22 protein-coding genes and 1 pseudogene are annotated in these 25,251 nt (G+C 68.1%); 9 read left to right on the top strand and 14 right to left on the bottom strand.

Going from position 1 to position 25,251, the window contains the following annotated elements:
- Positions 1-34 precede the first annotated feature (34 nt).
- Entirely contained in the window at positions 35-895 is an 861-nt protein-coding gene (locus ACWDSI_RS10840; protein ID WP_449756542.1) for an alpha/beta fold hydrolase, read from the top strand.
- A gap of 7 nt (positions 896-902) precedes the next feature.
- Here ACWDSI_RS10840 and ACWDSI_RS10845 read toward each other — a convergent pair whose 3' ends face one another.
- From ACWDSI_RS10845 to ACWDSI_RS10875, 7 genes are all read right to left on the bottom strand, one after another.
- On the bottom strand, positions 903-1,991 hold the full coding sequence (locus ACWDSI_RS10845; protein ID WP_449756543.1) for a sulfate/molybdate ABC transporter ATP-binding protein: 1,089 nt from the start codon (positions 1,989-1,991) through the stop codon (positions 903-905).
- Positions 1,988-2,860 carry an ABC transporter permease gene (locus ACWDSI_RS10850; protein WP_449756544.1) on the bottom strand — a complete coding sequence of 291 codons (873 nt, stop codon included), beginning with the start codon at positions 2,858-2,860 and terminating at the stop codon, positions 1,988-1,990. Before ACWDSI_RS10850 ends, ACWDSI_RS10845 begins: the two co-directional genes overlap by 4 nt.
- Positions 2,857-3,651 carry a molybdate ABC transporter substrate-binding protein gene (modA, locus tag ACWDSI_RS10855; RefSeq protein ID WP_449747606.1) on the bottom strand — a complete coding sequence of 265 codons (795 nt, stop codon included), beginning with the start codon at positions 3,649-3,651 and terminating at the stop codon, positions 2,857-2,859. The genes ACWDSI_RS10850 and modA overlap by 4 nt, the downstream gene beginning before the upstream one ends.
- On the bottom strand, positions 3,648-4,058 hold the full coding sequence (locus tag ACWDSI_RS10860) for a TOBE domain-containing protein (RefSeq protein WP_449747605.1): 411 nt from the start codon (positions 4,056-4,058) through the stop codon (positions 3,648-3,650). The genes modA and ACWDSI_RS10860 overlap by 4 nt, the downstream gene beginning before the upstream one ends.
- A gap of 111 nt (positions 4,059-4,169) precedes the next feature.
- Positions 4,170-4,379 carry a TOBE domain-containing protein gene (locus ACWDSI_RS10865; RefSeq protein WP_449756545.1) on the bottom strand — a complete coding sequence of 70 codons (210 nt, stop codon included), beginning with the start codon at positions 4,377-4,379 and terminating at the stop codon, positions 4,170-4,172.
- A 154-nt stretch (positions 4,380-4,533) separates the two neighbouring features.
- Positions 4,534-6,705, bottom strand: a complete 2,172-nt coding sequence (locus ACWDSI_RS10870; protein ID WP_449756546.1) for a 3-hydroxyacyl-CoA dehydrogenase NAD-binding domain-containing protein — start codon at positions 6,703-6,705, stop codon at positions 4,534-4,536.
- 67 nt (positions 6,706-6,772) lie between these two features.
- Positions 6,773-7,981, bottom strand: a complete 1,209-nt coding sequence (locus tag ACWDSI_RS10875) for an acetyl-CoA C-acetyltransferase (protein ID WP_449747602.1) — start codon at positions 7,979-7,981, stop codon at positions 6,773-6,775.
- Between the two features lie 126 nt (positions 7,982-8,107).
- Here ACWDSI_RS10875 and ACWDSI_RS10880 point away from each other — a divergent pair, with 126 nt between their 5' ends.
- The 4 genes from ACWDSI_RS10880 (at position 8,108) to ACWDSI_RS10895 (ending at position 12,397) form a co-directional block, all read left to right on the top strand.
- Positions 8,108-9,304, top strand: coding sequence for a TetR/AcrR family transcriptional regulator (locus ACWDSI_RS10880; protein WP_449756547.1), 1,197 nt, complete (start codon positions 8,108-8,110; stop codon positions 9,302-9,304).
- Positions 9,305-9,457: 153 nt separating this feature from the next.
- Entirely contained in the window at positions 9,458-10,393 is a 936-nt protein-coding gene (locus ACWDSI_RS10885) for an adenylate/guanylate cyclase domain-containing protein (RefSeq protein ID WP_449747699.1), read from the top strand.
- A gap of 97 nt (positions 10,394-10,490) precedes the next feature.
- Positions 10,491-11,549, top strand: coding sequence for an ATP-binding cassette domain-containing protein (locus ACWDSI_RS10890; RefSeq protein ID WP_449747600.1), 1,059 nt, complete (start codon positions 10,491-10,493; stop codon positions 11,547-11,549).
- Positions 11,546-12,397 carry an ABC transporter permease gene (locus tag ACWDSI_RS10895; RefSeq protein WP_449747599.1) on the top strand — a complete coding sequence of 284 codons (852 nt, stop codon included), beginning with the start codon at positions 11,546-11,548 and terminating at the stop codon, positions 12,395-12,397. Before ACWDSI_RS10890 ends, ACWDSI_RS10895 begins: the two co-directional genes overlap by 4 nt.
- An 82-nt stretch (positions 12,398-12,479) precedes the next feature.
- Here ACWDSI_RS10895 and ACWDSI_RS10900 read toward each other — a convergent pair whose 3' ends face one another.
- Positions 12,480-13,796: an ROK family protein gene (locus ACWDSI_RS10900; protein ID WP_449756548.1), complete on the bottom strand. Its 1,317-nt coding sequence runs from the start codon at positions 13,794-13,796 to the stop codon at positions 12,480-12,482.
- Positions 13,797-14,247: 451 nt separating this feature from the next.
- Between ACWDSI_RS10900 and ACWDSI_RS10905 the strand changes: the two genes are divergently transcribed.
- Both ACWDSI_RS10905 and ACWDSI_RS10910 read left to right on the top strand, forming a co-directional pair.
- Entirely contained in the window at positions 14,248-15,321 is a 1,074-nt protein-coding gene (locus ACWDSI_RS10905; protein ID WP_449756549.1) for a sigma-70 family RNA polymerase sigma factor, read from the top strand.
- Positions 15,322-15,385: 64 nt separating this feature from the next.
- Positions 15,386-16,084 carry a histidine phosphatase family protein gene (locus ACWDSI_RS10910; RefSeq protein WP_449756550.1) on the top strand — a complete coding sequence of 233 codons (699 nt, stop codon included), beginning with the start codon at positions 15,386-15,388 and terminating at the stop codon, positions 16,082-16,084.
- An 11-nt stretch (positions 16,085-16,095) separates the two neighbouring features.
- On the opposite strand, the gene ACWDSI_RS10915 is transcribed toward ACWDSI_RS10910, so the two are convergent.
- The 4 genes and pseudogenes from ACWDSI_RS10915 to ACWDSI_RS10930 all read right to left on the bottom strand — a co-directional run bounded on the left by ACWDSI_RS10915 (position 16,096) and on the right by ACWDSI_RS10930 (position 20,364).
- The gene (locus ACWDSI_RS10915) at positions 16,096-17,112 is read right to left on the bottom strand and encodes a phosphotransferase family protein (protein WP_449747595.1); all 1,017 of its coding nucleotides are present in this window, start codon (positions 17,110-17,112) and stop codon (positions 16,096-16,098) included.
- Positions 17,112-18,331: pseudogene (locus ACWDSI_RS10920) on the bottom strand (acyl-CoA dehydrogenase family protein). The gene ACWDSI_RS10915 and the pseudogene ACWDSI_RS10920 overlap by 1 nt, the downstream one beginning before the upstream one ends.
- A gap of 85 nt (positions 18,332-18,416) precedes the next feature.
- On the bottom strand, positions 18,417-19,061 hold the full coding sequence (locus ACWDSI_RS10925; RefSeq protein ID WP_449747593.1) for a TetR/AcrR family transcriptional regulator: 645 nt from the start codon (positions 19,059-19,061) through the stop codon (positions 18,417-18,419).
- A gap of 16 nt (positions 19,062-19,077) precedes the next feature.
- Positions 19,078-20,364 (bottom strand): alpha-hydroxy-acid oxidizing protein, encoded by a 1,287-nt coding sequence (locus ACWDSI_RS10930; RefSeq protein ID WP_449756551.1) that lies wholly within the window; start codon positions 20,362-20,364, stop codon positions 19,078-19,080.
- 93 nt (positions 20,365-20,457) lie between these two features.
- Between ACWDSI_RS10930 and ACWDSI_RS10935 the strand changes: the two genes are divergently transcribed.
- A complete protein-coding gene (locus ACWDSI_RS10935; RefSeq protein WP_449756552.1) occupies positions 20,458-22,701 on the top strand; it encodes an MMPL family transporter in 2,244 nt (747 codons plus the stop codon).
- 175 nt (positions 22,702-22,876) lie between these two features.
- On the opposite strand, the gene ACWDSI_RS10940 is transcribed toward ACWDSI_RS10935, so the two are convergent.
- On the bottom strand, positions 22,877-23,497 hold the full coding sequence (locus ACWDSI_RS10940) for a LysE/ArgO family amino acid transporter (protein ID WP_449756553.1): 621 nt from the start codon (positions 23,495-23,497) through the stop codon (positions 22,877-22,879).
- A 71-nt stretch (positions 23,498-23,568) separates the two neighbouring features.
- Here ACWDSI_RS10940 and ACWDSI_RS10945 point away from each other — a divergent pair, with 71 nt between their 5' ends.
- A complete protein-coding gene (locus ACWDSI_RS10945; protein ID WP_449756554.1) occupies positions 23,569-24,492 on the top strand; it encodes a LysR family transcriptional regulator ArgP in 924 nt (307 codons plus the stop codon).
- 24 nt (positions 24,493-24,516) lie between these two features.
- Here ACWDSI_RS10945 and ACWDSI_RS10950 read toward each other — a convergent pair whose 3' ends face one another.
- Entirely contained in the window at positions 24,517-25,248 is a 732-nt protein-coding gene (locus ACWDSI_RS10950) for an SGNH/GDSL hydrolase family protein (RefSeq protein ID WP_449756555.1), read from the bottom strand.
- Positions 25,249-25,251 lie beyond the last annotated feature (3 nt).

The raw sequence follows: 25,251 nt of genomic DNA on the forward strand, positions 1-25,251 counted from the left end.
TGACAAGAACTAGAACACGTTCTAGTCTGGGTCGGTGGATGTCTCCTACGATGCGACGAAGCGCGAACTGGCCACCGAGCAGGGCGTCCTGCGGTATCACGAGGCCGGTGACCGGTCGGCGCCCCCGCTGATCCTGCTGCACGGTTCGGGGCCGGGGGTGACCGGCTGGCGAAACTATCGCGGCAATCTGGGCTTCTTCGCCCGCACCCACCACTGCTTCGTCCTCGAGTTCCCCGGATTCGGGGTGAGCGATCCGGTGGAGGGACATCCGGTGCTGTCGGCCGGCTCGTCGGTGATCCGATTCATGGACGCGTTGGGCATCGACGACGCCGCGGTGATCGGCAACTCGATGGGCGGGGTCGTCGGCATCAATCTCGCCATCAAGAAGCCGCAGCGGGTACGCGCATTGGTCACCATCGGCGGTGTGGGCCCCAATGTGTTCAGCCCGAACCCCAGCGAGGGATTGCGGCTGCTGCAGGAGTTCACCGACGCCCCCGACCGCGACCGGCTCATCCGGTGGCTGCAGTCGATGGTCTACGACCGCGCCCTGGTGACCGAAGAGCTCATCGAGGAGCGCTGGCAGGCCGCGATCGATCCCGACGCGCAGCAGACGGCGCGGATGATGTACTCGTCGGCGGCTTTCGAGATGCAGCAGCAGTTCCTGGCATCGTCGGATGCGCCGCCGTACTGGTCGATGATGCACAAGGTGTCCTGCCCCACCCTGCTCACGTGGGGTCGTGACGACCGGGTGAGTCCGCCGGACATGGCGATGGTGCCGATGCGACTGATCCCCGACGCGCAACTGCACGTGTTCCCGCGCTGCGGTCACTGGGTGATGATCGAGGCCAAGGAGGCCTTCGAGGCGACGGTGGCGGCGTTCCTGGCCGGCGTGTGAGGTCTGCTCACGCATAGATCCGGACGTCGGGTGCCTTCACCGTCAGATACAGCGACACACCGGCGTCGATGCCGAGTTCGGTCACCGACTCCCAGGTGACCTCGGCACTGAGGTCCACGCCCGCACTCGTGGCACGCACCCGCGCCCGATCGTCGTGCGGCTCCACCTGAAGAACGTTGGCGGTAAAGATGTTTCGCGGGCTCGCTCCTTCGGGTCGGCGCGTGAAGAGCGACACCGCCGACGGCGCGAACACCGCGAAACCCCGGCCCCCCTCCACCAGGCCGTCACCGGCCTCTCCGGTGACCTCACCCACCGGGGTGTGCAGGTGACGCCCGTCCCAGGTGCCCTCCAGCAGGGTCAGACCGGCGAGCTGAGAACCGAATTCGCTGCGGGGCGCCGACAGCAACCTTCGTACGTCGCGGTGCTCGGCCACGCGCCCGCCGTCGATGATCACCACGGACTGCGCGAGCATCACCGCGTCGACGACGTCGTGGGTGACGAACAATGCGGTCTGACCGTTGTCGGCGAGCGCGGTACGCAGCAATGCCCGAATCCGTGCGGCCACCGCGACATCGAGCGCCCGCAGCGGCTCGTCGAGGAGCAACAGCCGGGGTTGTGCGGCCATCGCCCGGGCGATCGCCACGCGCTGCGCCTGACCGCCGGACAGTTGCGCGGGCTTCCGGTCGGCGAGGTCGCTGGTCTCGGTGACCTCGAGCCAATGATCGGTCCGGTCGGCCACCGCGCGGCGACCGACCCGCGCCACGGTCGGCGCGAAGGCCACATTCTGGCGCACCGTCAGATGGGGGAACAGCCCGGCATCCTGGGTGAGTAGCGCGATCCCGCGTCGTGACGGTGGCACGAATCGGCCCCGGCCCACCAGTTCGGTGCCGCCGAGGGAGATCGACGCCGGCCCGTCGGGCCGCAGCAGCCCGGCGACGACGTGCAGCAGGGTGGTCTTGCCCGCCCCGTTGGGCCCCATCACGGCCAGTGCACCACCGGCGGGAACCTCGATGTCGACGTCGAGTGGCGGCACACGATTACGGACCGAGACGTGAAGTCCGGTGTCGGCGACCGCCGGTTTCGTCCGAACGCTCACACCGGCGACCCTGCCGCGCCGCCACGGCGGCCGTGCACGGCCACCACCACCGCCAGCGAGATCAGCACCAGCACCAAAGACAGCGGCAACGCCTGATCCGGATCGTCGATCTGAGCCACGTAGATGGCCAGCGGCGCCGTCTGCGTCACTCCCGGCGCGTTGCCGGCGAAGGTGATGGTGGCGCCGAATTCGCCCATCGCCCGGGCGAACGACAGCACCATGCCCGCGAGCAGCGCGGGCAGCATGAGCGGCACCGTGATCCGCCAGAGCACCTGGGTCGGGCTCGCGCCCAGCGTCGATGCGAGCTGCTGATAGCGCGACCCCAGGGTGCGTAGCGCGCCCTCCACGCTGATCACCAGAAACGGCAGCGCCACGAACGTCTGCGCGAGCACCACCGCGGTGGTGGTGAATCCGATGTCGATCCCCCACGCCGACAACGGCTTTCCGATCAGACCGAAGCGCCCGAAGGTGTAGAGCAGGGCGAGACCTCCCACCACCGGCGGCAGCACCAATGGGAGCAACACCAGCGATCGGATCACCCGGATACCCAGGCCGTCGGAGGCGGCGAACACCATGGCCATCGGCACCCCGAGCACCACACACGCGACGGTACTGACGGAAGCGGTCCGCAGCGAGAGTTCCAGGGCCTGCAGCGATGACGTGGAGGTGACCTGTGACCAGAACTGGTCCCACGGGGTACGAATGAGCATCGCGGCCGGCGGCACCACGATCAGGGCAATCCCCAGCAGTGCAGGGACATACGTCCATCGGGGAATCACCCGGACATCACGGTGTGCACGGACGTCACCGGTGGCAGCGACGTCACGGTGGGCACGGACGTCACGGTGGGCGCCGACGCCCGCGGTCACGGAGCCCCGAACCCCAACCGCGCCAACACTTGCCGACCCTCCGGGGAGAGCACCAGCGCCACGAACTCCTTGCCCAGCGCCTCACTCTTGCTGCCCTTGATCACCGTGATCGGGTACTTGTTGACCACGGACGCAAACGCGGGGTCGCTGACGGTGGACACCTTGTCTCCCGCCGACTTCGCGTCGGTGACGTATACGAGTCCGGCGTCGACCTGTCCGCTGGTCACCTTGGTGAGCACCGCGGTCACCGAGGGCTCCTCGGTGGTCGGGGTTATGGTGACCCCCGCGTTCTTCTCGACTGCCGCGCTGGCGTTTCCGCACGGCTGCGGGATGGCACAGACGGCGGTCTTGATGTCGGGGTTGGCGAGATCCTTCAATCCGGTGATCTTCTTGGGGTTTCCGGGAGCGGTCGCGATGACGAGGGTGTTGGTGGCGAAGATCTGCGGGTCGAGCGCGCGGTCTCCGATCTTCTCCATGTTCTTCTCATCGGCGCTGGCGAAGACGTCGGTCGGCGACCCCTGGATGATCTGATTCGCCAGCGTCGCCGACCCCGCGAACTGCAACGACACCTTCGAGCCGGGATGCTGCTTCTCAAAGGTCGCCGCCAACTCGGTGAAGCCGGTCTTCAGTGATGCTGCCGCGGCCACGTTCACGGTGCCCGACGCGACGGACTCCGATGCCGGTGAGGTGGACCCGGTCGACGTGTCATCGCTCGAACACCCTGCGACCGCCCACACTCCCAGCACCGCGGCCGCCGACGCGATGCCGGCACGGATTGCGAAACTTCTCATTGCTGCCCGATTCCCTTCTTCTCGACGATCACCGTCGTCGCCTTGATCACCGCAGTGGCCAATTCGCCCGGCACCAGCCCCAGTTCGTTGACGGCGTCGGTGCTCATCAGCGACGTGATCTCGAATGGGCCGCACTGCATGTGAACCTGCGACATCACCGGGTCGGATTTGACCGCGGTGACCAATCCCACGAGCTGATTGCGGGCCGAGCGGACGACGTCGGTGCCGTCACCGGTGTCGGCCGGAGCCCTGCGGCGCGCCAACTCGGCCAGCTCACGGCCGTCCACCACCGCGCGTCCGGCGCCATCACGGCGCGAGCGCAGCTCCCCACCGGAGATCCAGCGGCGCACCGTGTCGTCGCTGACGCCCATCAGTTCGGCCGCCTTCTTGATCCGCAGTTGCGACACTGCTGCCCCTGTTCTGACGCAGATTCGACGAGACCAACCGTAACATCTCCGCATCTGCTCGGCTGCCCGTCGGCAGCGCGTAGGGGCGGGTCGCGGCGACGACGGGGCGCCTCACACTCCGAGGCTCACCTCGCTGGACTTCACCAGTACCGTCACGTCCTTGCCGACGGCGAGTTCGAGGTCCTCGGCCGCCTCTTTGGTGATCGACGACGTGACAATGTAGTCGGTGTCCTTCAGCCGGACGTGGATCACCGCCGACACCACCCCGATCTGGACCTCGGTGACGATGCCCGGCAGTTGATTTCGGATCGACAGTTTCATGATTCCTCCTGTGCGCCGAGCAATACTTCTGTACCCGGGCAAATCTACCTCTGCGCACGGGCCGACCTACGCCGAAGGCCCCGGCCGGAACGGGTCCGGCCGGGGCCTTCGGTGATGATCGATCCAGAGACGATCGGTTCAGGTCAGCGACGGGTCAGAACTTCTCACCCTTGGCCGCCTTGTCCACCAGCAACTGCGGCGGTTCGAACTGCTCGCCATACTTCGACGCGAGGTCGCGGGCACGGTCGACGAAGCCCTGCAGGCCGCCCTCGTACTGGTTCATGTACTGCACCACACCGCCGGTCCACGCCGGGAAGCCGATGCCGAAGATCGAACCGATGTTGGCGTCGGGCACCGAGGTGATCACGCCCTCGTCGATGCACTTGACGGTCTCGAGTGCCTCGGCGAACAGCATGCGTTCCTGCATGTCCTCGAACGGGATGGTGGTGGAGCCCGAGTTGAACTTCTCGCGCAGGCCCGGCCACAGTCCGGTGCGCTTGCCGTTCTCGTCGTACTCATAGAAGCCCGCACCGTCCTTCTTGCCCGGACGGCCCTGCTCGACGAGGTAGTCGACGACGGCGAACGAGCCGTGCTGCGGGAACTCGGTGCCCTCGGCCTTGGCGGCATCCTCACCGGACTTGCGGATCTTCTGCATCAGAACGAGATTCAGCTCATCGGAGAGCTGCAGCGGCGGCGCGGGGTAACCGGCCTGGCTACCGGCGTGCTCGATGAACGCGGGCTCGATGCCCTCTCCGACGGCCGCAATGGCCTCGTTGATGAAGGTGCCGATCACGCGGCTGGTGAAGAATCCGCGGCTGTCGTGCACCACGATCGGGGTCTTGCGGATCTGCAGCGTGTAGTCGATCACCTTGGCCAGCACCGCATCCGAGGTCTTCTCACCGCGGATGATCTCCACCAGCGGCATCTTGTCGACCGGCGAGAAGAAGTGGATACCGATGAAGTCCTCCTGGCGCTTGACGCCCTGCGCCAGGATGGTGATCGGCAGCGTGGAGGTGTTGGAACCGAGGATCGCGTCGGGTTCGACGATGTCCTCGATCTCGGCGAACACCTTGTTCTTGACCTCGACGGACTCGAACGCGGCCTCGATCACCAGATCGACGCCCTTGAAGTCCTCGGCCTTCTCGGTCGGGTGGATGCGGGCGAGCAGTTCCTCGCTCTTCTCCGCGGTGGTCTTACCGCGCGAGAGTGCCTTCTCCTCCAGCTTGACCGCGTACCCCTTGCCACGTTCGGCGGCCTCGAGGCTGACGTCCTTGAGGACCACGTCGATGCCGGCCTTGGCCGACACGTATGCGATGGCCGCACCCATCATGCCGGCACCGATCACGCCGACCTTCTTGGCGGTGTACTTCGGGTAGCCCTCGGGGCGCGAGCCGCCGTTGTTGATGTGCTGCAGGTCGAAGAAGAACGCCTTGATCATGTTCTGTGCCACCTGGCCGGTGACCAGCGAGACGAAGTAGCGGGTCTCCACGAGGTCGGCGGTGTCGACGTCGACGTAGGCACCCTCGATCGCGGCGGCCAGGATGGCACGCGGCGCGGGCATGTTGGCGCCCTTGATCTGCTTGCGCAGCAACGCCGGGAAGGCGGGCAGGTTGGCCGCGACCGACGGGTTGGTGGGGGCACCGCCCGGGATCTTGTAGCCCTTCTTGTCCCACGGCTGTGCGGCCTCGGGGTTCGCCGCGATCCACGCCTTGGCGGCGGGCAGCAGCTCGTCGACCGAGCCGACCACCTCGTCGACCAGACCGATCTCCTTGGCCTTGGCCGGCTTGAGACGCGGGCCCTGCAGCAGCACGCCCATGAGCGCGTTCTGCATACCGAGCAGACGCACCGTACGCACCACACCACCGCCGCCGGGCAGCAGGCCGAGGGTCACCTCGGGCAGGCCGAGCTGGCTGCCCTTCACGTCCGCGGCGACACGGTAGTGGGTGTGCAGCGCGATCTCGAGGCCACCGCCGAGCGCGGCACCGTTGACGGCCGCGACGACGGGCTTGCCGAGCGTCTCGAGGCGGCGCAGCACCTTCTTCATGCCGTTGGTGCGTTCGCTGATCGCGGTGGCGAGCTCTTCCTTGGACCCGGTCCGCTCGGCGGTCATGTCCTTGAGGTCGCCACCGGCGAAGAAGGTCTTCTTCGCCGAGGTGAGCACCACGCCGGCGATGTCGTCCTTCTCGGCCTCGAGACGGTCGACGGTGGCGGCGATCGAGTCGATGAACAGCTGGTTCATCGTGTTGGCGCCCTGGTTCGGGTCGTCCATGGTGAGGACGACCACTCCGTCGGCGTCCTTCTCCCAGGCAATCATGTTGTCACTCATTGCTTTTCAAAAGTTCCTTTGTGTAGTTCCGGTCCCTGAGGAGCGAGCTTGCGAGCGTCTCGAAGGGTCAGAGACGCTCGATGACCGTCGCGACACCCATGCCGCCGCCGATGCACAGGGTCACCAGGCCGTAGCGGCCGCCGGTGCGCTCGAGTTCGTCGAGGCAGGTACCGAAGATCATCGCGCCGGTGGCACCGAGCGGGTGACCCATCGCGATGGCGCCGCCGTTGCGGTTGACCTTCTCGTGCGGGATCTTCAGATCCTTCATCCACTTGAGGACCACCGAGGCGAATGCCTCGTTGAGCTCGAACACGTCGATGTCGTCGACGGTGAGCCCGGCCTTCTTCAGCGCCAATTCCGTTGCCGGGGTGGGGCCGGTGAGCATGATGGTGGGCTCGCTACCCACCTCGGCGAAGCTGACCACGCGTCCGCGCGGGGTGAGGCCGTTGCGCTTGCCGGCCTCCTCGCTGCCGAGCAGCACCAGGGCTGCGCCGTCGACGATGCCGGAGCTGTTGCCGCCGGTGTGGACGTGGTTGATCTTCTCCACGCTGTGGTACTTCTGCAGCGCCACGTCGTCGAAGCCGGCCATCTCGGCGAGTGCGGCGAACGCGGGCTTGAGCTTGCCGAGCTGTTCCGCGGTGGTACCGGGGCGGCGGTGCTCGTCGTGGTCGAGGACCAGCACGCCGTTGAGGTCGCGGACGGGGACCACGGACTTCGCGAAGTAGCCTCCGGTCCATGCCTTTTCGGCACGCTCCTGGGATTCGGCGGCGAACGCGTCGACGTCGTCGCGGCTGAAGCCCTCGATGGTGGCGATCAGGTCGGCGCCGATGCCCTGCGGCACGATGTAGTTGTCGTAGGCGGTGGCGGGGTCCATGAACAGGGCGCCGCCGTCGCTACCCATCGGCACCCGCGACATCGACTCGACGCCACCGGCGAGCACCAGATCGTCGAAGCCGGACGCGACCTTGGCGGCCGCCAGGTTGGTGGCCTCCAGACCCGACGCGCAGAAACGGTTGATCTGGGTGCCCGGCACGCCTTCGAGGCCTGCGTTGAGCGCGGCGGTGCGGGCGATCACGGCGCCCTGCTCACCGACCGGCGACACCACGCCGAGGATCACGTCGTTGACCTCGGTGGGATCGAGGCTGCCGTGACGGGCGATGACCTCGTCGATGAGGCCGGAGGCCAGATCGACCGGCTTGATGCTGTGCAGCGATCCGCCGCGCTGCTTGCCACGGGGCGTGCGGATCGCCTCGTAGATGAATGCTTGATCGGGCACGAATGTTCCTTTCACACGAACCGGCGATGGTTACCCTTCGAGGCTAACCCGGAATAACTTGTTTGACCATAGCGGGTGGTCACGTTGTCACCTCGGTCACCCGATGTGAGCTATGGTCGATTCACAATGCCTACTGAGAAACCGGTCCGCGACGCCTCGGGCGCACCTCGTCGGGCCCGTCCCGCCGACCGCAAGCGACAACTCGTCGACCATGCCGCGTCGCTGTTCCTCGAGCGCGGCTACCCGTATGTCTCGGTGGCCGACGTGGCCCGCGCGGCCGGGGTCACCGCGCCGTCGGTGTATCGCCATTTCACCGACAAGCAGGCGCTGTTGGGCGCCGCGGTCCTGGCCGGTGTCGACGATCTCGAGGCGTGCACCGACCGCGCTCTCGCCGATGCCGGGCGGCCGATCCCCGAGCTGGTCGACATCCTGTGCGATCTGGGGGTTCGCCACCCCGAGTCGGTGTCGTTGTGGCGCTGGACCAGCAACTACCTCACCGACGAGCAGAACGCTCTGGTGGTGGCTCGTACCCGCGGGGTGCTGGCCCGGTGGGGTATCGCGATCGCCGCGCAGCGCCCGGGCGTCGACGAGCGGGACTGCCGGGCGCTGGCGTGGGCGGCGCTGAGCGTCGCAGGCAGTTTGTCGGTGCATCGCACCCGCATGTCGTCGGCGCGCGCGCACGCCGAACTGGCCACGCTCACCAACCGGCTGCTGTCACTCGATCCGGGTGCCGCGCCGGCGTTGCCGGTGTCGGCGCCGGTCGCCGGGCTGCCGGTGTCGCGGCGCGACGAGATCCTCGACGCGGCGGCCGCGTTGTTCGCCGACCGCGGGTACACCGATGTGGGGATCGACGAGATCGGCGCTGCGGTGGGAATCACCGGCCCGAGCGTCTACAAACACTTCTCCTCCAAGCTCGCGATCCTGGTGGGGATGGGGCAACGCAGTGCGATGCGGCTGGAGGCGGGCGTGATGGCCGCGCAGGCCTCCACCGCCGACCCGGCGAAACTGCTCGGCCTGCTGGTGGAGTCCTACGTCACGGTGATCACCTCCACACCGGATCTGTCGGTGTCGTTCAACAGTTCGGGAGTGATGGCGGGACAACCGGCCGCGACGGGGTTGCTCGACGTGCAGCGCCGCTACGTACGACGCTGGATCGACCTGCTCGCACGCGTGCACCCCGGACTTCGCATGGATCAGGGCGCGGTGGCGGTGCACGCCGCGCTGTCGATCGTCAACGACGCGGTCCGGATGCGGCGCGGTACCTCGCGACCCGATTTCGGCGCGCAGATGTGCTTTCTGATGAAGGGCGTCCTCGACATCTGAGTGGGCTTCCGCCAGAAAGGTCACCGCACGGCCCGTTCGGATGTACCGGTGCAGGTTGGCCCCACTATCGGTGACCTCTGTGGACGAACAGCGGTTTCCCGATACGGTTACCCCCATGACGTGGTGCACTGCAGTGCGACGTACGGGCCGTCGATGACCGGCGCGCGACGACCCGAGTTCACCCGCGGCGAACTGGTGAGCGAACTGGGCCTGTCGCAGGAGTACGCCGAGAAGATGTGGAACGCTTTCGGTTTCGCGAGGCATCAGTCCCCGGACAAGATCTTCACCGCCGACGAGGTGACCGCGCTGGCGATGTTTGCCGACAGCGAGCACACCTTGCCGCGCAACGCCCAGGTGGCCATGGCACGGGCCATCGGCCAGTCGATGTCACGGCTGGCCGACTGGGAGGCCGAGATCCTCACCGAACTAGAACGCAATCCCGACGTGCCGTGGACGCTGGACCAGATGGCCTCCGCGCTGAGCGCGATCCAGACGCTCATCTGGCGACGACATCTCGACCAGGCACTCGAGCGCGACGAGGCACGCGAATCCGACGAACGGATGGAACTCGTCGTGGGTTTCGCCGACATCGTCGGATACACCAGCATGTCGCGTCGCACCGCGCTCGCCGATCTCGAACAACTCCTGGAGTCATTCGAGGAGGAGACGTTCGGCGCGGTGACCCGGCACGGCGGCCGGGTGGTGAAGACACTGGGAGACGGGGTGATGTTCACCTGTTCCGACAGCGCGTCGGCCGCACTGACCGCACTCGACGTCCAGGAACTCGGTGAGCGCAAGGTGATCCCCCAGTTGCGGATCGGACTGGCCAGGGGCCAGATCCTCAGCCGCGTGGGCGACGTGTTCGGCGAGGCGGTGAATATCTCCGCCAGATTGTGTGAATCTGCCCGTCCCGGAACGACTCTCGTCAGCGAACCGGTGGCCGACGACTTGGCCGACGACGAGCGGTTCTACGTTCGCTCCATCTCGCCGCTGTCGGTGCGCGGATACCGGCGGTTGCGCGCGAAGGTGCTCGAGGCGAACAAGTACTACGACCCCACCACCAGGGAGCGGGTCGAGCCGGTCGCCTAGACCCGCGGCACCGATGACTTCCGGGGCGGCGTCCGGTCGGTCTCATGACGGAAAAACCCGTCGTCATTGTCCGAGTCGATCGATACCGTGGAGAATTATGCGACAGTCCACCGCATCACCTGTTCATCAGGCACCCGCGTCCCCCGAGTCCATCGCCATCGAGGCGGTGGATCTCGTCAAACGTTTCGGCGATTTCACCGCCGTCGACGGTGTCGGCTTCCGTGTCCCCACCGGTTCGGTGCTCGGCCTGCTCGGCCCCAACGGGGCGGGCAAGACCACCACGGTCCGGATGATGACCACACTGTCGCTGCCGACGAGCGGCTCGGCCCGGATCGCCGGGTACGACGTGGTCACCGAACCGGAGATGGTGCGCCGCAACATGGGTCTCACCGGTCAGGCCGCCACGGTCGACGAGATCCTCACCGGCCGCGAGAACCTCCGCATGATCGGCGGCCTCTACGGCATCGGCCGCCGCGAACTGGCGAAACGGTCCGACGAACTGCTCGAACGTTTCTCGCTCACCGACGCCGGGGACAAGGAGGTCAAGGCCTACTCCGGTGGGATGCGGCGGCGGCTCGACCTCGCCGTCAGCCTCATCGCCGCCCCGCCGGTGCTGTTCCTCGACGAGCCGACCACGGGTCTGGACCCCCGTAGCCGTACCGAGCTGTGGGAGGTGCTGCGCGGGCTCGTCGCCGCGGGCACCACTCTGCTGCTGACCACGCAGTACCTCGAGGAGGCCGACCAGCTCGCCGACAACATCGTGGTGATCGACCGGGGACGCATCATCGCCGAGGGCACGCCGCTGCAGCTGAAGGAGCAGGCCGGCGCCGCGAGTGTGGTGGTGACGGTGTCCGACGCCGAACTCCTCGCCGAGGCCGAGGCGCTGCTGGCCAAGAGCGGCAACGAGGTCTTCGTCGACCGCGGTGCCCGCAAGCTCACCACAGCGGCCGCCGGCCTGTCGGATCTCACCCGGGTTGCCGGGTGGTTCGACGAGTCCGGGATCGCGCTCGACGACATCGGCTTGGCCCGCCCGAGCCTCGACGACGTCTTCCTCTCGCTGACCGGACACCGTGCCGAGCAGAGTGAGAACACCGATTCCCCGAACCCCGGCGCCGGTGACGCCGCCGCGCCCACACCGACCGAGAGAACCTCATGACCGCCACCGTCGCGGGCGCCTCCGCCATCGCCGAGCGCCCCACCACACACCAGACGAACCTCGCCCAACAGTCGTGGATCATGGTGAAACGCAACCTGATCCACACCCGCCGGATGCCCGAGATGCTCTCCGACGTGACCATCCAGCCGATCATGTTCGTGGTGCTCTTCGCGTACGTGTTCGGTCCGGCGATCAGCACCGGCGACCCCGATGTCAGCTACAAGGAATACCTGTTGCCCGGCATCATGGGTCAGACCATCGTGTTCACCGCGTTCATCGTCGCCACCGGCATCACCGCCGACATCGAGAAGGGCATCGTCGACCGGTTCCGGTCGCTGCCCATCCGCCGGTCGTCGGTGCTGATCGGACGCAGCATCGCCAGCCTCATCCACTCGTCCATCGGCATCGTCGTCATGGCCATCACCGGGCTCATCATCGGCTGGCGGATCACCACGTCCGTCGGTGAGGGCGCGCTCGGGTTCCTGCTGGTGCTGCTTTTCGGGTTCGGGATGATCTGGTTCGGCGTGATGATCGGGTCCTGGCTGCGGTCGGTGGAGGCGGTCAACGGGTTCATGTTCTCGGTGCTGTTCCCGATCACGTTCGTGTCCAACGCGTTCGTGCCCACGGCCGCGATGCAGCCGTGGCTGCGCACGATCGCCGAATGGAATCCGATGTCGTCGCTGGTGCAGGCGATGCGCGTGCTGTGGGGCAACGGACCGGCCGCGGGTCCCGAGGCCGCCCTGCCACTGCGGTACCCCGAGTTGTCGACGTTGATCTGGGCGGTGATCCTCACCCTGGTGTTCGCCCCGTTCGCGTTGCGCAACTACGCCCGCCGCACCGCCGACTGAACCCGGCCCCGCAGAAACCCCGACTCTCGCCACGAACACTGCGCGTGCGTGGTGTTCGTGGCGGATCGTGGCGTTTATGTGCTCAGGCGGTGGCGGCCAGCGCCTCGAGCGGGTCGTTGTACACCGCGTCCAACGACACCGCACCGGCTGCCTGCTGCTGCACGGTGATTCCCGAATGCGACACCCGCACATCACGTTTGGGCACCACCGAGGTGTCCCGGATGGCCGCGGCGACGAGCGGAAGGGTCGCGGGATAGTCGGTGAACGCCTGGCCGCCGAGGATCACATGGTCGGGATTGAAGATGTCGGCGACGAGAGCCACGGTGCGGCCCAGCACCTGCGCGCGCTCCTCGAGCAGGGCGCGTGCGGTGGCGTCACCACCGCGGGCCAGGGCGTGCACGCCCTCGATGTCGGAGACGTCGAGGCCCAGGGTGGTGGCCGCTTCGACGACACCGGTGTCGCTGGCCGTCGGCTCCAGGCGGCCGGTGCGATTCGGGTCGAGCAGCGTGGTGCCCCCGGTCGGGAAGTGGCCGATGACCGGCGGTCCCGCGGCGGGGGTGTGCACCGAGCCGTCGACACTGAACGCGATACCGAGCATCTCGCGTGCGTAGAAGTAGAGGAAGCTCGACCGCTTGTCCTCGGGGTTGACCACGAGTTCGGCCGCCGCCATCGCCTCCACGTGGGATGCCACCGACACGGGCAGGCCCACCGCCTCGGCGATGACGCTGCCCACCGGTGCGCCGGCCCAGCCGAGCCGCGGGTGATCGACGAACCCCCCGGGGGCGACGCGTCCGCCGAGAGCCACGCCGGCCCACAGCACCCGTCGGCTGGTCCAGCGCGCGGCGAACCGCCGGGCGCTGTCGCCGATGGCGGCGAGCGTCTGCTCGGGGTTGTCGGCGATCGGGGTGGGGATCTGGATGGCACCCACCACGCGATGAAGCAGATCGTGTGTGGTGATGGACGTGACGCGGTAGCCGATGTGGATGCCGAGGGTGAGGAAGTCGTTGACGTTGATCTCGAACGGCAGCCGTGGCCTGCCGATGGCCCCGGCGGGTGCCAGGTCGGCGCGCTCGCGCAGCAAACCGGCCTTCAGCAGGGCACCCACCTGGCGGTTCACCGTGGAAATGGACAGGCCGGTGGCCGCTGCGGCGTCGTCACGGAACACCGGACCCGTCAGTCGTGCGGTACGTAGCACCAGCGCGGCGGGCTTGTCGGAGAGTTCCAGGCGTGGGGTCGCGATCTGAATGGACCGGCCTCCCTTCACCCCGCGCGCGGTCTCCGACGGCACGGGCAGCGCCCGGCCGAGCGGCTGACGCGGCCCGGACGGCCGCGAGACCGGCCTTCGCACCGGTGTCGAAAGGGTAGCGGTAGGCAGGGGGTGATCGACGGTTGCGGTCATGGATGTTCCTCGGCGGTGTTGTCGGGAACCGGGCGGCGCGGCCCTCGCCCATGGCGTGAGGGCGTCAGGCAGACGCGGATAGGCGCCCGGAGGGAATGCGGGGACGTGCTCGGGACGAGAGACTCAGCGCATTCGACAACAACAGAGAACGCGAGCAAGCGGCAGCCGACAGCCCAGCGCGGTGATCATGTACGTCACCTCTGGGATCGGGGCCGCGGCGCGGGCCTGCTCGCTCGTCATGGGCTCGAAGCTAGCAATCGACGGCCACCACCCGCAACCCCGTGCCCGGCCATGACATCGCAGGTCACGGCCGTGGCAGACGACGGCAGACGCGTTCACCGGCGACGATAGGCCGTGGTCGGCGCTCTGGGATGGGTTGCGCGCACGCTGGGTGAAAGTCGGCGACTGCGCGCGGTGGAGGCTGTCGGTGCGCTGACGTAATCTGGCACACATGTCCACCCAGGCCATGCCTGCATCCACCAACCCGATCTCCGACACCGAGTTCCTCGCGGCCGCCGAGCCGTTCCGGCGCGAGATCCTGGCCCACTGCTACCGCATGGCCGGATCTCACCACGACGCCGAGGACCTCACCCAGGAGACCTACCTGCGCGCCTGGCGCGGTTACGCCACGTTCGACGGCCGGGCCTCGATGCGCACCTGGCTGCACAAGATCGCCACCAACACCTGCCTGACGGCGCTGCAGAGCACGCAACGCCGCCCGCTGCCCTCCGGACTCGGCGGGGATGCGTTCGATCCCACCGACACGCTGCTCACCGACAACGAGGTGCCGTGGCTGCAGCCGTTCGCCGGAACGGTGGACGAGATCGCGCCGGGACCCGACGCCGATCCGGCCTACGTGGTGGGTGCGCGCGAATCCATCCGGCTCGCCTTCATCGCCGCCCTGCAGCACCTGCCCGAACGTCAGCGCGCGGTGCTCATCCTGCGCGACGTGTTGCAGTGGCGCGCGGCCGAGGTCGCCGACACCATCGGCGTCACCACCGCCACGGTCAACAGTCTGCTGCAACGAGCGCGGGAGCAGATGAAAACCGTTCGACCGCAGAAGGATTCACCGGGCGCACTGGCCGACGAGGCGAAACGGGAACTGCTCGCCAAATACGTCTCGGCGTTCGAACGCTACGACGTCGACGCCATCGTGGCCATGTTCACCGACAAGGCGATCTGGGAGATGCCGCCGTACACCGGCTGGTATCAGGGCCCCGAGGCCATCGCCTCCCTGATCCGCGGCAACTGTCCCGCCTCCGGGCCGGGCGATCAGATCCTGCTGCCCGCCATCGCCAATGGACAGGCTGCGTTCGGCCTGTACATGCGCGAACCCGACGGCGTGCACCGCCCGTTCCAGCTCCAAGTGCTCGACCTGGGGGTCCGCGACACCGACGAGTCCGGCAGTGTGGCCCACGTGGTCGCATTCTTCAGCGACACGATGGAAGAAGACTTCGCCCGGTTCGGCCTGCCCCCGGCGCCGTACGACGCGCCGGCCAGAACCGCACCGAGTCCCTGGCACTAGGCGGCCACCGACAGCGGCGGGGTAGGGCGGCCGCTCCGAATCCGACCGCATAGTCTCGGACCGCATGGGAACCATCTATCTCGTGCGCCACGGCCAGGCCAACCCGACGGCATACGGGGTGACCGGCGAGACCGTCGATGCTTCGATGGGGCCCGGCCTCACCGACACGGGCCTGGTGCAGGCCGGACTGACGGGGGCGTTGCTCGCCTCGCAGGTGGGCGGCTTCACCGCGGCCATCAGCGGCGATCTGGCCCGGCAAACCGAAACGCTCTCGGCGGTGCTCGCACGCTTCGGCTCCGCACCCGCCCCGATCGTCGATCCGGGCTGGAACGAGTACTCGTTACCCGCGCTGGTCGGCGCCGCGACCGCCGACGAGTTCGCCGATTCGCGCTCCTATCAACAGCGCCTCGACGCCGGGCTGGCCCACTGGATCGATCAGACCAGCATGGGCGACGACCCGTCGGCGAGTGCCGGTGAGACCTACCCGCAGTTCCGCGCCCGGGTGGCCGCGGCGGCCGCACGGGCCACCGAACTGGCCGGCAGCGGACAGACGGTGCTGGTGGTGTCGTCGGCCGGCACCATCACCCAGTGGATCGCCGACCTCTGGGAGGTGCCGCCACGGCGGTGGCCGGTGCTGGCCCGCTCGATGGTCAATGCGTCGTTCAGCAAGCTGATCGTGGGACGCAGCGGCGTGACCGTGGTGTCGACCAACGAATACGCGCACCTCTCCGACCGCGACGGCGGCGTGGCCACCTTCCGCTGAGATCGCGCGCCTCAGCGTGACAGTTCGCGCAGACCCGCCGCGATGAATTCGCCGGTGGCCTCCGCCGCGTTCTCCGATCCCTCGCCCGACGATGCGCCCGCGCGCGCACGGTGGCTGATCCCCTCGGCGATCACGCCGAGCTTCAGGTTCGCCAGAGCGAGATAGAACGACCAGTCGCCCAGATCGTTGCCGCTCACCGCCGCGTAACGGTGCGCGATCTCGTCGGCCGTCGGGTACCGGTCACTGGTCCACGCGGCGGTGAAACCGAGGACGGCATCGAACACCGGGGCGCGGTACACACACATCAGGGCGACATCGGTGATCGGGTCGCCGAGTGTCGACATCTCCCAGTCGACCACCGCGGCAACGGTTCCCGGATCACCAGAAGCCAGAATCGTGTTGTCCACCCGGTAGTCGCCGTGCACCACGGCGGTGCCCGCATGCGCGGGCACCCGCTCACCGAGCGCACCCACCAGCCGATCGACGTCGTCGAGGTCGCGGGTCTTCACGTGGGTCCACTGCCGGGCCCACAACCGCACCTGCCGTTGCGCGAATCCGGCGGGACGCCCGAACTCGCCGAGGCCCACCGCCTCGTAGTCGACGGCATGCAGGGCGGCGAGCGTGGCGATCAGGGCGTCGGCGTTACGTTCGACGTCGTCGTCGGAGAGCGCGGCGAGGTCGTCGGCGGTGCGGATCACGGTGCCGTCGACGAATTCGACGATGGTGCAGGGGGCGCCGAGGACCGATCCGTCCGCGTCGAACGCGACGGGCGCGGCGACGGGCACATCGGTGTGCGCCAGTGCCGAGGTGACCGCCCATTCACGGCCCATGTCGTGGGCCGACGGCGTGAGGCCGCTCGTCGGTGGCCGACGCGCCACCCACGTATGCGCCCCGTCGGTGACGGTGTAGGTGAGATTCGACTTGCCGCCACTGATCAGCCGCACCTGCAGCGGCCCGGCCACCGGCACCCCCTGATCGACCAGGAATCGTTGCAGCAGTTCGGGTTCCAGAGCAAGCGCGGTGGCCATCAGCTCGCCCCGTGATCGCGGGACTGACGCTGTTTGCGTGCCCGCCCCACCGCGCGACGGGCGATGGCCCAGCGATGCACCTCCGAGGGTCCGTCGTAGATCCGGAAGGGCCGCAGTTCCCGCTGCAGCCGGGCCAGCGGCAGGTCGTCGGACACGCCGAGTCCGCCGCACATCTGGATGCTGCGGTCCACGATCCGCGAATAGGCCTCGGCGGCAAAGGTCTTGGCGATCGACGTCTCGGTGGACGCGTGGTTGCCCAGATCGAGTTCGTGGCAGGCCTGCACCAGCAGAGCACGGGCGGCGGCGAGGTCGATCTCGTTGTCGGCCACCATCTGCTGGATCATGCCGAGGTCGCCGAGCGTGCCGCCGAACCCCTCACGGTGCGCGACGTAGTCGACGGCCACCTCGTGGCATCGGACGGCCACCCCGAGCCACCGCATCACATGGGTCATCCGGGCGGGCCCCAGGCGTACCTGCGCGTATCGGTATCCCTGGTCGACCTCGCCGAGCACGTCCTTGTCGGGGACGAACACATCGGTGAACCGGACCTCGCAGTGGCCGCCGATCATGGCCCGTTCGGTGGTGTGGATGTGGCGGGTGATCTCGATTCCCGGGGTGTCGCCGGCGCCAGGAACATCGTGGCCCCGCCGCGATCACCGGGGGCGCCGGCGGTGCGGGCCATGATGATGTAGAAGCCGGCGCCGTCGGCGCCGGTGATGAATCGCTTCTCCCCGTTGATCTTCCAGCCGCCGTCGACCCGCGTGGCCTGCGTGCGCAGGGCGTCGGGGTCCGATCCGGCGCCGGGCGCGGGCTCGGTCATGGCGAAGGCCGAGCGCACGTCTGCGCGGGCGAGTGGTGCGAGGTAGGTCAGTCTCTGTTCGTCGTCGGCGATATGGGCGAGCATGTGCACATTGCCCTCGTCAGGTGCGCCGATGTGCAGGGCGGCGGGCCCGAAGGTGGAGTAACCGCCCGCCTCGAAGACCGGCACCCGATCCGACATCGAGAGTCCGGCGCCCCCGAACTCGACCGGTGCGTGCGGTGCGAGGATCCCCAGGTCCTTGGCCTGCCGGTTCAACTCGCGCCGCAGGTCGTCGCCGCCGGCGGCGGTGATGTCACCGTCGTTGGCGTTCTCGATGGGTAACACCACCTCGCGGATGAACGCCGACGTCCGCTTCACCAGGTCGTCGACCTCGGGGCCGTACCGCAAGTCGATGGACATGTTCCTCCTCAGGGACCGACCGATCGCTCGGTAGGCGTCACCATGCCAGAGCCCCGCGGGCCACGTCAAGGGTTCAGATGCCGGTTCAGCGCTCGACGTAGCCGACCGCGTCGCGGGCGATCTGCAGATTGCGGGAGATCAGTTCATCCGCGCCGAACTCGCCGTCGAGCTTGAACCAGGTGGAGACGCCCACGCACATCGTGGTGACGGCGCGGCTGGCGTCCTTCTGGTAGCGGGTGCGGAAATCGCCGGCGTCCACCCCGGCGAACACGATGTCGTCGACCATCCGCTGCTGGCGATCCCGCAGCCCGATATAGGTGTGCCGGTAGGAATCGTCGAGGCTGCGGATCTCGGTGGACCCGACAAACGCCTGCTCACGGCGGTACATGTGGAATCGCAGCAGCGACTCGACCACCGCGTCGAACTGGTCGACCGGTTCGGGACCGGCCTCGGCGATCGCCTGCTCGGACCGTGCCAGCAGATCGGTCATGGTGCGCTCGAGTACCCCTTGCAGCAGCGACTGCTTCGACGGGTAGTGGTGATAGAGGCCGGGCACCGACAGGTTCGCGCGCGCCGCGATCTCGCGCACCGAGGTGCCGTGATAGCCGTGCTCGGCGAACGCCGCGAGCGCGGCCGCGAGCGGAACGGGCAGGTCGGGTTCACCGAAGTCACGCCAGCGGCCGGTCTGCTCACCCACCTCCGCGCCCACACCGCTCATGGCAACCAACATATCGTCATCGCCACGTTCATCCCAGCTTGGCGAGCGCGTCGGTGCTCACCTCACGCACCGAGGTGTATCCCGCCAGCCCGAGGGTGAGGTCGAGTTCGGCGATGATGTCGGCCACCGCGTCGCGGGCGCCCGCGGCTCCGGCGATGGCGAGGCCGTACATGTGCGGCCGGCCGATGCACACCGCATCGGCGCCCAGCGCGATCGACTTGAAAACATCTGCGCCGGAATAGATTCCGGAGTCGACGAGCACCTTGATCGCGCCGTCGACAACCGGCGCGATGACCGCGAGGGCGTCGAGCGAGCTGATCGCGCCGTCGATCTGTCTGCCGCCGTGGTTGGAGACGATGATGCCGTCGACCCCGGCGTCGACGGCGCGACGGGCGTCGTCGGGATGCAGAATCCCCTTGAGCACGATCGGCAGGCGGGTGCGGGTCCGCAGACTCTCGATCTGCTCCCAACTCAGCGACGGCCGGGAGTAGATGTCCAGGAAGGTCTGCACCCCGGTGCGTGGTTGCGGGCGAATCAGATTGCGCAGCAACGACCCCGGCGTGTTGCGGGCGATCGCGAACAGGGTGCGGATGGCTCCGGTCGAGATCTCGGGGCGCTCGCCGTCGTCGGCCGCCACACGCTGTTCGACGATCTCGGCGAAGCGAGGGTCCGAGGTGTACTGCGCGATTCCCTCGGCCCGCGCGAAGGGCAGCGAACCCCGGTTGAGATCCTGCGGACGCCACCCGAGCATCGTGGTGTCGAGGGTGACCGCGACCGCCGAGGCGCCGGCGTGTTCGGCGCGGGCGAGCAGACTGTCGACGAGCGCGTCGTCGGTGGACCAGTAGAGCTGAAACCAGCGCGGCGCACCCGCGCGCACCCGGTCCATCTCCGCGGCCACCGACTCCATCGGCACCCCACCCTGATTGGAGAAGATGTAGGGCACGCCGAGTTCGGCTGCGGCGCGCCCGATCAGCCGATCGGCGTCGCGCGCCACCAGATCACCGGCCCCCACCGGCGCGAACAGCACCGGCGCGAGCAGCCGGTCACCGAAGAGTTCGATGGCCAGGCTGCGCTGGGACACGTCGCGCAGCACCCGCGGCACGATGGCCCAGCGGTCCAGCGCCGCCCGGTTGGCCGACATCGTGCGTCCTGCGCCCGCGCCGCCGGCGATGTAGGCCCAGGCCCGCTCCGACATCGCGGCTCGTGCGCGCCTCTCGAGTTCGGTGAAATCGGTGGGGACGCGCGGCGTACGACCGTGCACACCTGCGGTGTAGATGTCGTTCTGGCGGGCGCGCCCCGGAGATAGCGGTGACATGGCTCACATGCTAGGACCGGCGGCGCAGTTGGTGGTGAACCCGCCTCACGAACAGTCGATAGGCTGGCGGTCACCCACCACGGAAGGGATCACATGGCGATCTGGTTGTACCGACTCGGACGGTCGGCGTTTCGGCACAAGTGGTCGGTGATCTCGGCGTGGCTGGTGGTGCTGGTGGCGCTCGGTGCGCTCACCGCGGCACTGGCGCCGAAGTTCGCGACCGATTTCGAACTCCCCGGTACCGACTCGGATCGCGCGATGTCGGTGATGAAGCAGGACTTCCCGGCGGCCAACGAACAACTGCTCAACTCGTCGACGAGCATCCTGGTGGCCGCCCCCGACGGGCTGGCCAACCACACCGCGCAGATCGACGCGTTGGTGGCCGAGGCCCGCACCCTCCCGCACGTGGAAGACCCGCAGTCCATCGCCAACCCCGTCACCGTGGCCGAGGCCAGACCGGCCCTGGCTCCCAAGGTGCTCGGAGACAACGGCACCGTCGGCCTCATCCAGATCAAGCAGAACATCAAGGCACGCGATCTCACCACGGCCGACATGAAGCAGTTCGAGGATCTGCTCGCCAAGTACCGCGGCAACGGGCTGCAGGTGGAGGGCACCGGCTCGCTGATGCAGGTGTTCCAGCAGGGCGGGGTGTCGGAGCTGTTGGGCTTCGTGATCGCCTTCATCGTGATGATCATCGCGTTCGCCGCGGTGGTGGCGGCGTTCATCCCGATCGTCACCGGCATCTTCGGCGTCGGCATCACGATGCTGCTGGTCACGTTGAGCGCCAAGGTGTTCGACGTGCAGCAAAGCGCCACCACCATCATCACGATGCTGGGGATCGCGGTGTCCATCGACTACGCGTTGTTCATCGTGTCCCGATACCGCTCCGAACTGAATCTGGGCGGCAGCCGGGAGGCCGCCGCCGGGCGCGCGGTGGGTACCGCGGGCTCGGCCGTCGTGTTCGCCGGGCTGACGGTGGTGATCGCGGTGTGTGCGCTCAGCGTGGTCGGTATCCCGTTCATCACCCAGATGGGGATCTCCGCGGGCCTGGCCGTGGTGGTGGCCGTGCTCGGTGCCATCACGCTGATCCCCGCGCTGCTCGGCGCATTCGGCCGTTTCGTGTTCACACCCCACATCCCGGGGCTGCGCCGCGGCGACGAACCCGATTCACAACCGTCGAACGGTCTGAGTATCGCCCGCTTCATCACCCGCTTCCCACTGCCGGTGGCCCTGGTGGGCCTCGTGCTGCTGGCGATCGCCGCGATCCCGATGAGCAAGATGGAACTGGGAATGGATGCGACCGGCGACAAGGAGTACGCCGCCACCAAACTGCTCGAGCGCGGATTCGGCGAGGGCGTCAACGGGCCGCTGCTGGTAGTGGTCAGTGACGCCGACGGCGGCAACGTCGCCACCGCCGCGAACGACGTGGTGGCACACGTCAAGACGCTGCCGAACGTCGCCAACGCCGCACAGGTCACCTGGGTGGGCAACGGCCCCGACAAGGCCGATCCGCAGGCCGGGGCGACCGCCGCACTGATCACGGTGACCCCGCTCAAGTCACCGTCCGGTCCGGAAACCCACGCACTGATGGACCAGATCCGTGGCTTCGCGGCGACCAAACCCGACGGCGCGACGGTGAATGTCGGCGGTCAGACGGCCATCATGTCCGACATCTCCACCAAGCTGAGCGACGCGCTGATCCCGTTCCTCATCGTGGTGGTGGGCCTGGCGTTCATCATCCTGACCATCGTGTTCCGGTCGCTGCTGGTGCCGCTGACGGCCACCATCGGCTTCCTGTTCTCGGTGTGTGCCACGTTCGGGGCCACCGTGTGGATCTTCCAGGAGGGTCACCTCGGGCTCATCGACCACACCAAACCGATCATCTCGTTCCTGCCGATCTTCCTCATCGGCGTGGTGTTCGGCCTGGCGATGGACTACCAGGTGTTCCTGGTGTCCCGAATGCGTGAGGAGTACGTGCACGACGTGTCCGCCAAGGAGTCGGTGATCGTCGGGTACCAGCACGGCGCACGCGTGGTGACCTCGGCGGCCATCATCATGATCTCGGTGTTCTCCGCGTTCATGCTCGCGCCGGACACCATCGCCAAGATGATGGGATTCGCGCTGGCCGCAGCGGTGTTCTTCGACGCATTCATCATCCGGATGGCGGTGGTACCCGCGGTGATCACGATGATGGGCGACTGGGCGTGGAAGCTGCCCCGTTGGCTGGACCGCATCCTGCCCAACGTCGACATCGAGGGCACCGCGATCCGCAAGATCCCGATCGACGACGGCACCCCCACCGATCGCGAGGACCCGGTCGCCGTCGGCGCACGCTGACGTGGGCTGCGGGCACACGGCCGCTGCGGTGCACGGCCGCTGCGGTGCGCGGCCGCTGCGGAAACTAGGGGAGGAATTTTCCTCCCCTAGTCTTCGCACCTTCCCCGTGATAATTCCCGGGGATGATCGCGAAGGTAGGGGAAGAATATCCTTCCCCTACTTTCGGCTCGGGCCCTCACACCGACAGCAGCAGCGCGCTACCCATGCCGACCATGATCACCGCGACCGCGGCGTCGAGGATCCGCCAGGCGCGGGGCTTGGCGAACAGCGGCGCCAGCCTGCTTCCGCCCCGGCCGAGCAGCGTGAACCATACGACGCTGGCCACGCACGCGCCGACGGCGAACGCCCACCTGCCCGTGCCGTGACTGTTCGCGACGGCGCCCATGGTGAGCACCGTGTCGAGGTAGACGTGCGGATTGAGCCACGTCAGCGCGAGTGCGGCACCGACGGCGACCCATCGTGACGTGGTGCCCGCCGCAGCGGGTTCGGCGGCGATCGCGGCGCTGCCGCGCAGGCACCGCCGCGCGGCGAGCAGTCCCAGAACGATGACGTAGGCGCCCCCGAGCACCTTGGCGAGCGTCACCACGGCGGGGTGCGCGGATACCAGTGCGCCGAGACCGGCAACCCCGGCGACGATGAGGACGATGTCGGAGACGGCGCAGACCGCGATGACCGGGTCGACGTGCGCGCGCTGGACGCCCTGCCGGAGCACGTACACGTTCTGCGGGCCGATGGCCACGATGAGGCCGGCGCCGGTGAGGAGTCCGGCGACCGCGGCGAGGAGGTAACTGGTCACGATCCCGACGCTAGGACCCGCAAGAGCACAAATCCAGCGAATGTTTTTGACGGATCATTAGACTGTCTTATGTGGATTTGGGTCGCGACGGTCTTCTCACGCTCACCGCGGTGCTCGACGCGGGCACCTTCGAGGCAGCTGCCGACCGGCTCCACGTGACTCCGTCGGCGGTGAGTCAGCGCATCAAGGCGATGGAGACCGCGGTGGGCCGGGTGCTGGTGCGCCGGACCAAGCCGATCACCGCCACCCGCGACGGCGAGGTACTGCTCCGGTTGGCGCGGCAGTGGGAGTTGCTCGCCGCGGAGGCCGACGTCGAACTGACCGGCGCCGCCCCGGCCGGTGACACCGGAACGGCGCTCGCCGACCTGCCGCGGGTGGTCCTGCCGATCGCCGTCAACGCCGACTCACTGGCCACCTGGCTGATGCCGCCGCTCGCCCGGTTCCACCGCGAGCACCCGGTGGCGGTGGAGGTGCTGCGCGACGACGAAGCGCTCAACGCGCAACTCCTCAAGACCGGTGACGTGATGGGCGCGATCACCTCCGACCCGGTACCCGTGCGCGGGACCACGGTGCGAGCACTCGGCGCGATGCGGTATCTGCCGGTGGCCACGCCGGAGTTCCTGCACACCTGGATGCCCGAGGGTCCCACCGCCGCAGCGCTGGCGCGAGCCCCGATGGTGGTGTTCGACCGCAACGACCGGGTGCAACAGTCCGTGCTGGAACGTCTGACCTCGCCCACTCCCACACCGCCGACGGTGTACATCCCCGCATCCGCCGAGTACCACCGCGCAGTGGAGGCCGGAATCGGTTGGGGTGCAGTGCCACTCGCGCAGGCAGGGGACGCGTTGGCGGCGGGCGAGGTGATCCGGTTCACCGAGATGACCGTCGACGTCCCGCTCTACTGGCAGTACTGGACACTGGGGTCGGCGTTGCTGTCGGCACTCACCGATCTGATCGTCGAGGCCACCAACCGGGCCCTGGTACACCTGCCCTGACGTATCGACGAGAGTCGTTGTGCGTCAAGGCCGGTGAGCGAACAGCGCCGACTCGATCTGATCGGCGTAGATGGCGTGAAACGTCGCCGACGGGTGAAAACCGTCCGCCGCGAACAGATCGTCGCCCGGCGGTACGAAGCGGTCGAACCGGTACACCGCGGGATAGGCTGCGGACACATCGTCGGCGATCGCGTCGAAGTGTGCCGCCCGAGAGCCGAGTACGCGTGCGAGCGACGGCGGAAGCGCGGGACACATCTGCAGGATCGGAACCGGCAGCAACACGACGCGCGCCGACGGAGCGGCCGCACTCACCTCGTCGAGGAGCGCGGTCAGGTCGGTCCGCCAGCGGGCCGCCGAGTGCATGTTCTTGGTGTCGTTGGCACCCACCGACACCACCACCACATCGGCGGCGCCCAGCACGTCCGCGTCGATCAGCGAGATGGTCTCGCGGGCGGTGTATCCCGTCCGCGCCAGCACCTGCCAGGCCACCGGTCCACCCGTTCGACGGGCGATGCGGGTGGCCACGCCACCGGCCAGCGTCGTCTCATGGTGAGTCACGCCCACCCCGCCGGCGAGGCTGTCGCCGAGGACCACCACGCGGGTACGCCGACCGCTCGCCGGCTCCGCGATCACACCGCGGTCACCGGCGGCCTGCGGCAGCCGTATCACCGCCCGGCGTGCCCGCAGGCCCTGCCACAACACCACCGGGGTACGCCACGAAGCGGCCGCGGCAAGCGTGACGATCTCATGGCGCACGGC

This window comes from Gordonia sp. NPDC003429 (genome assembly GCF_053588575.1).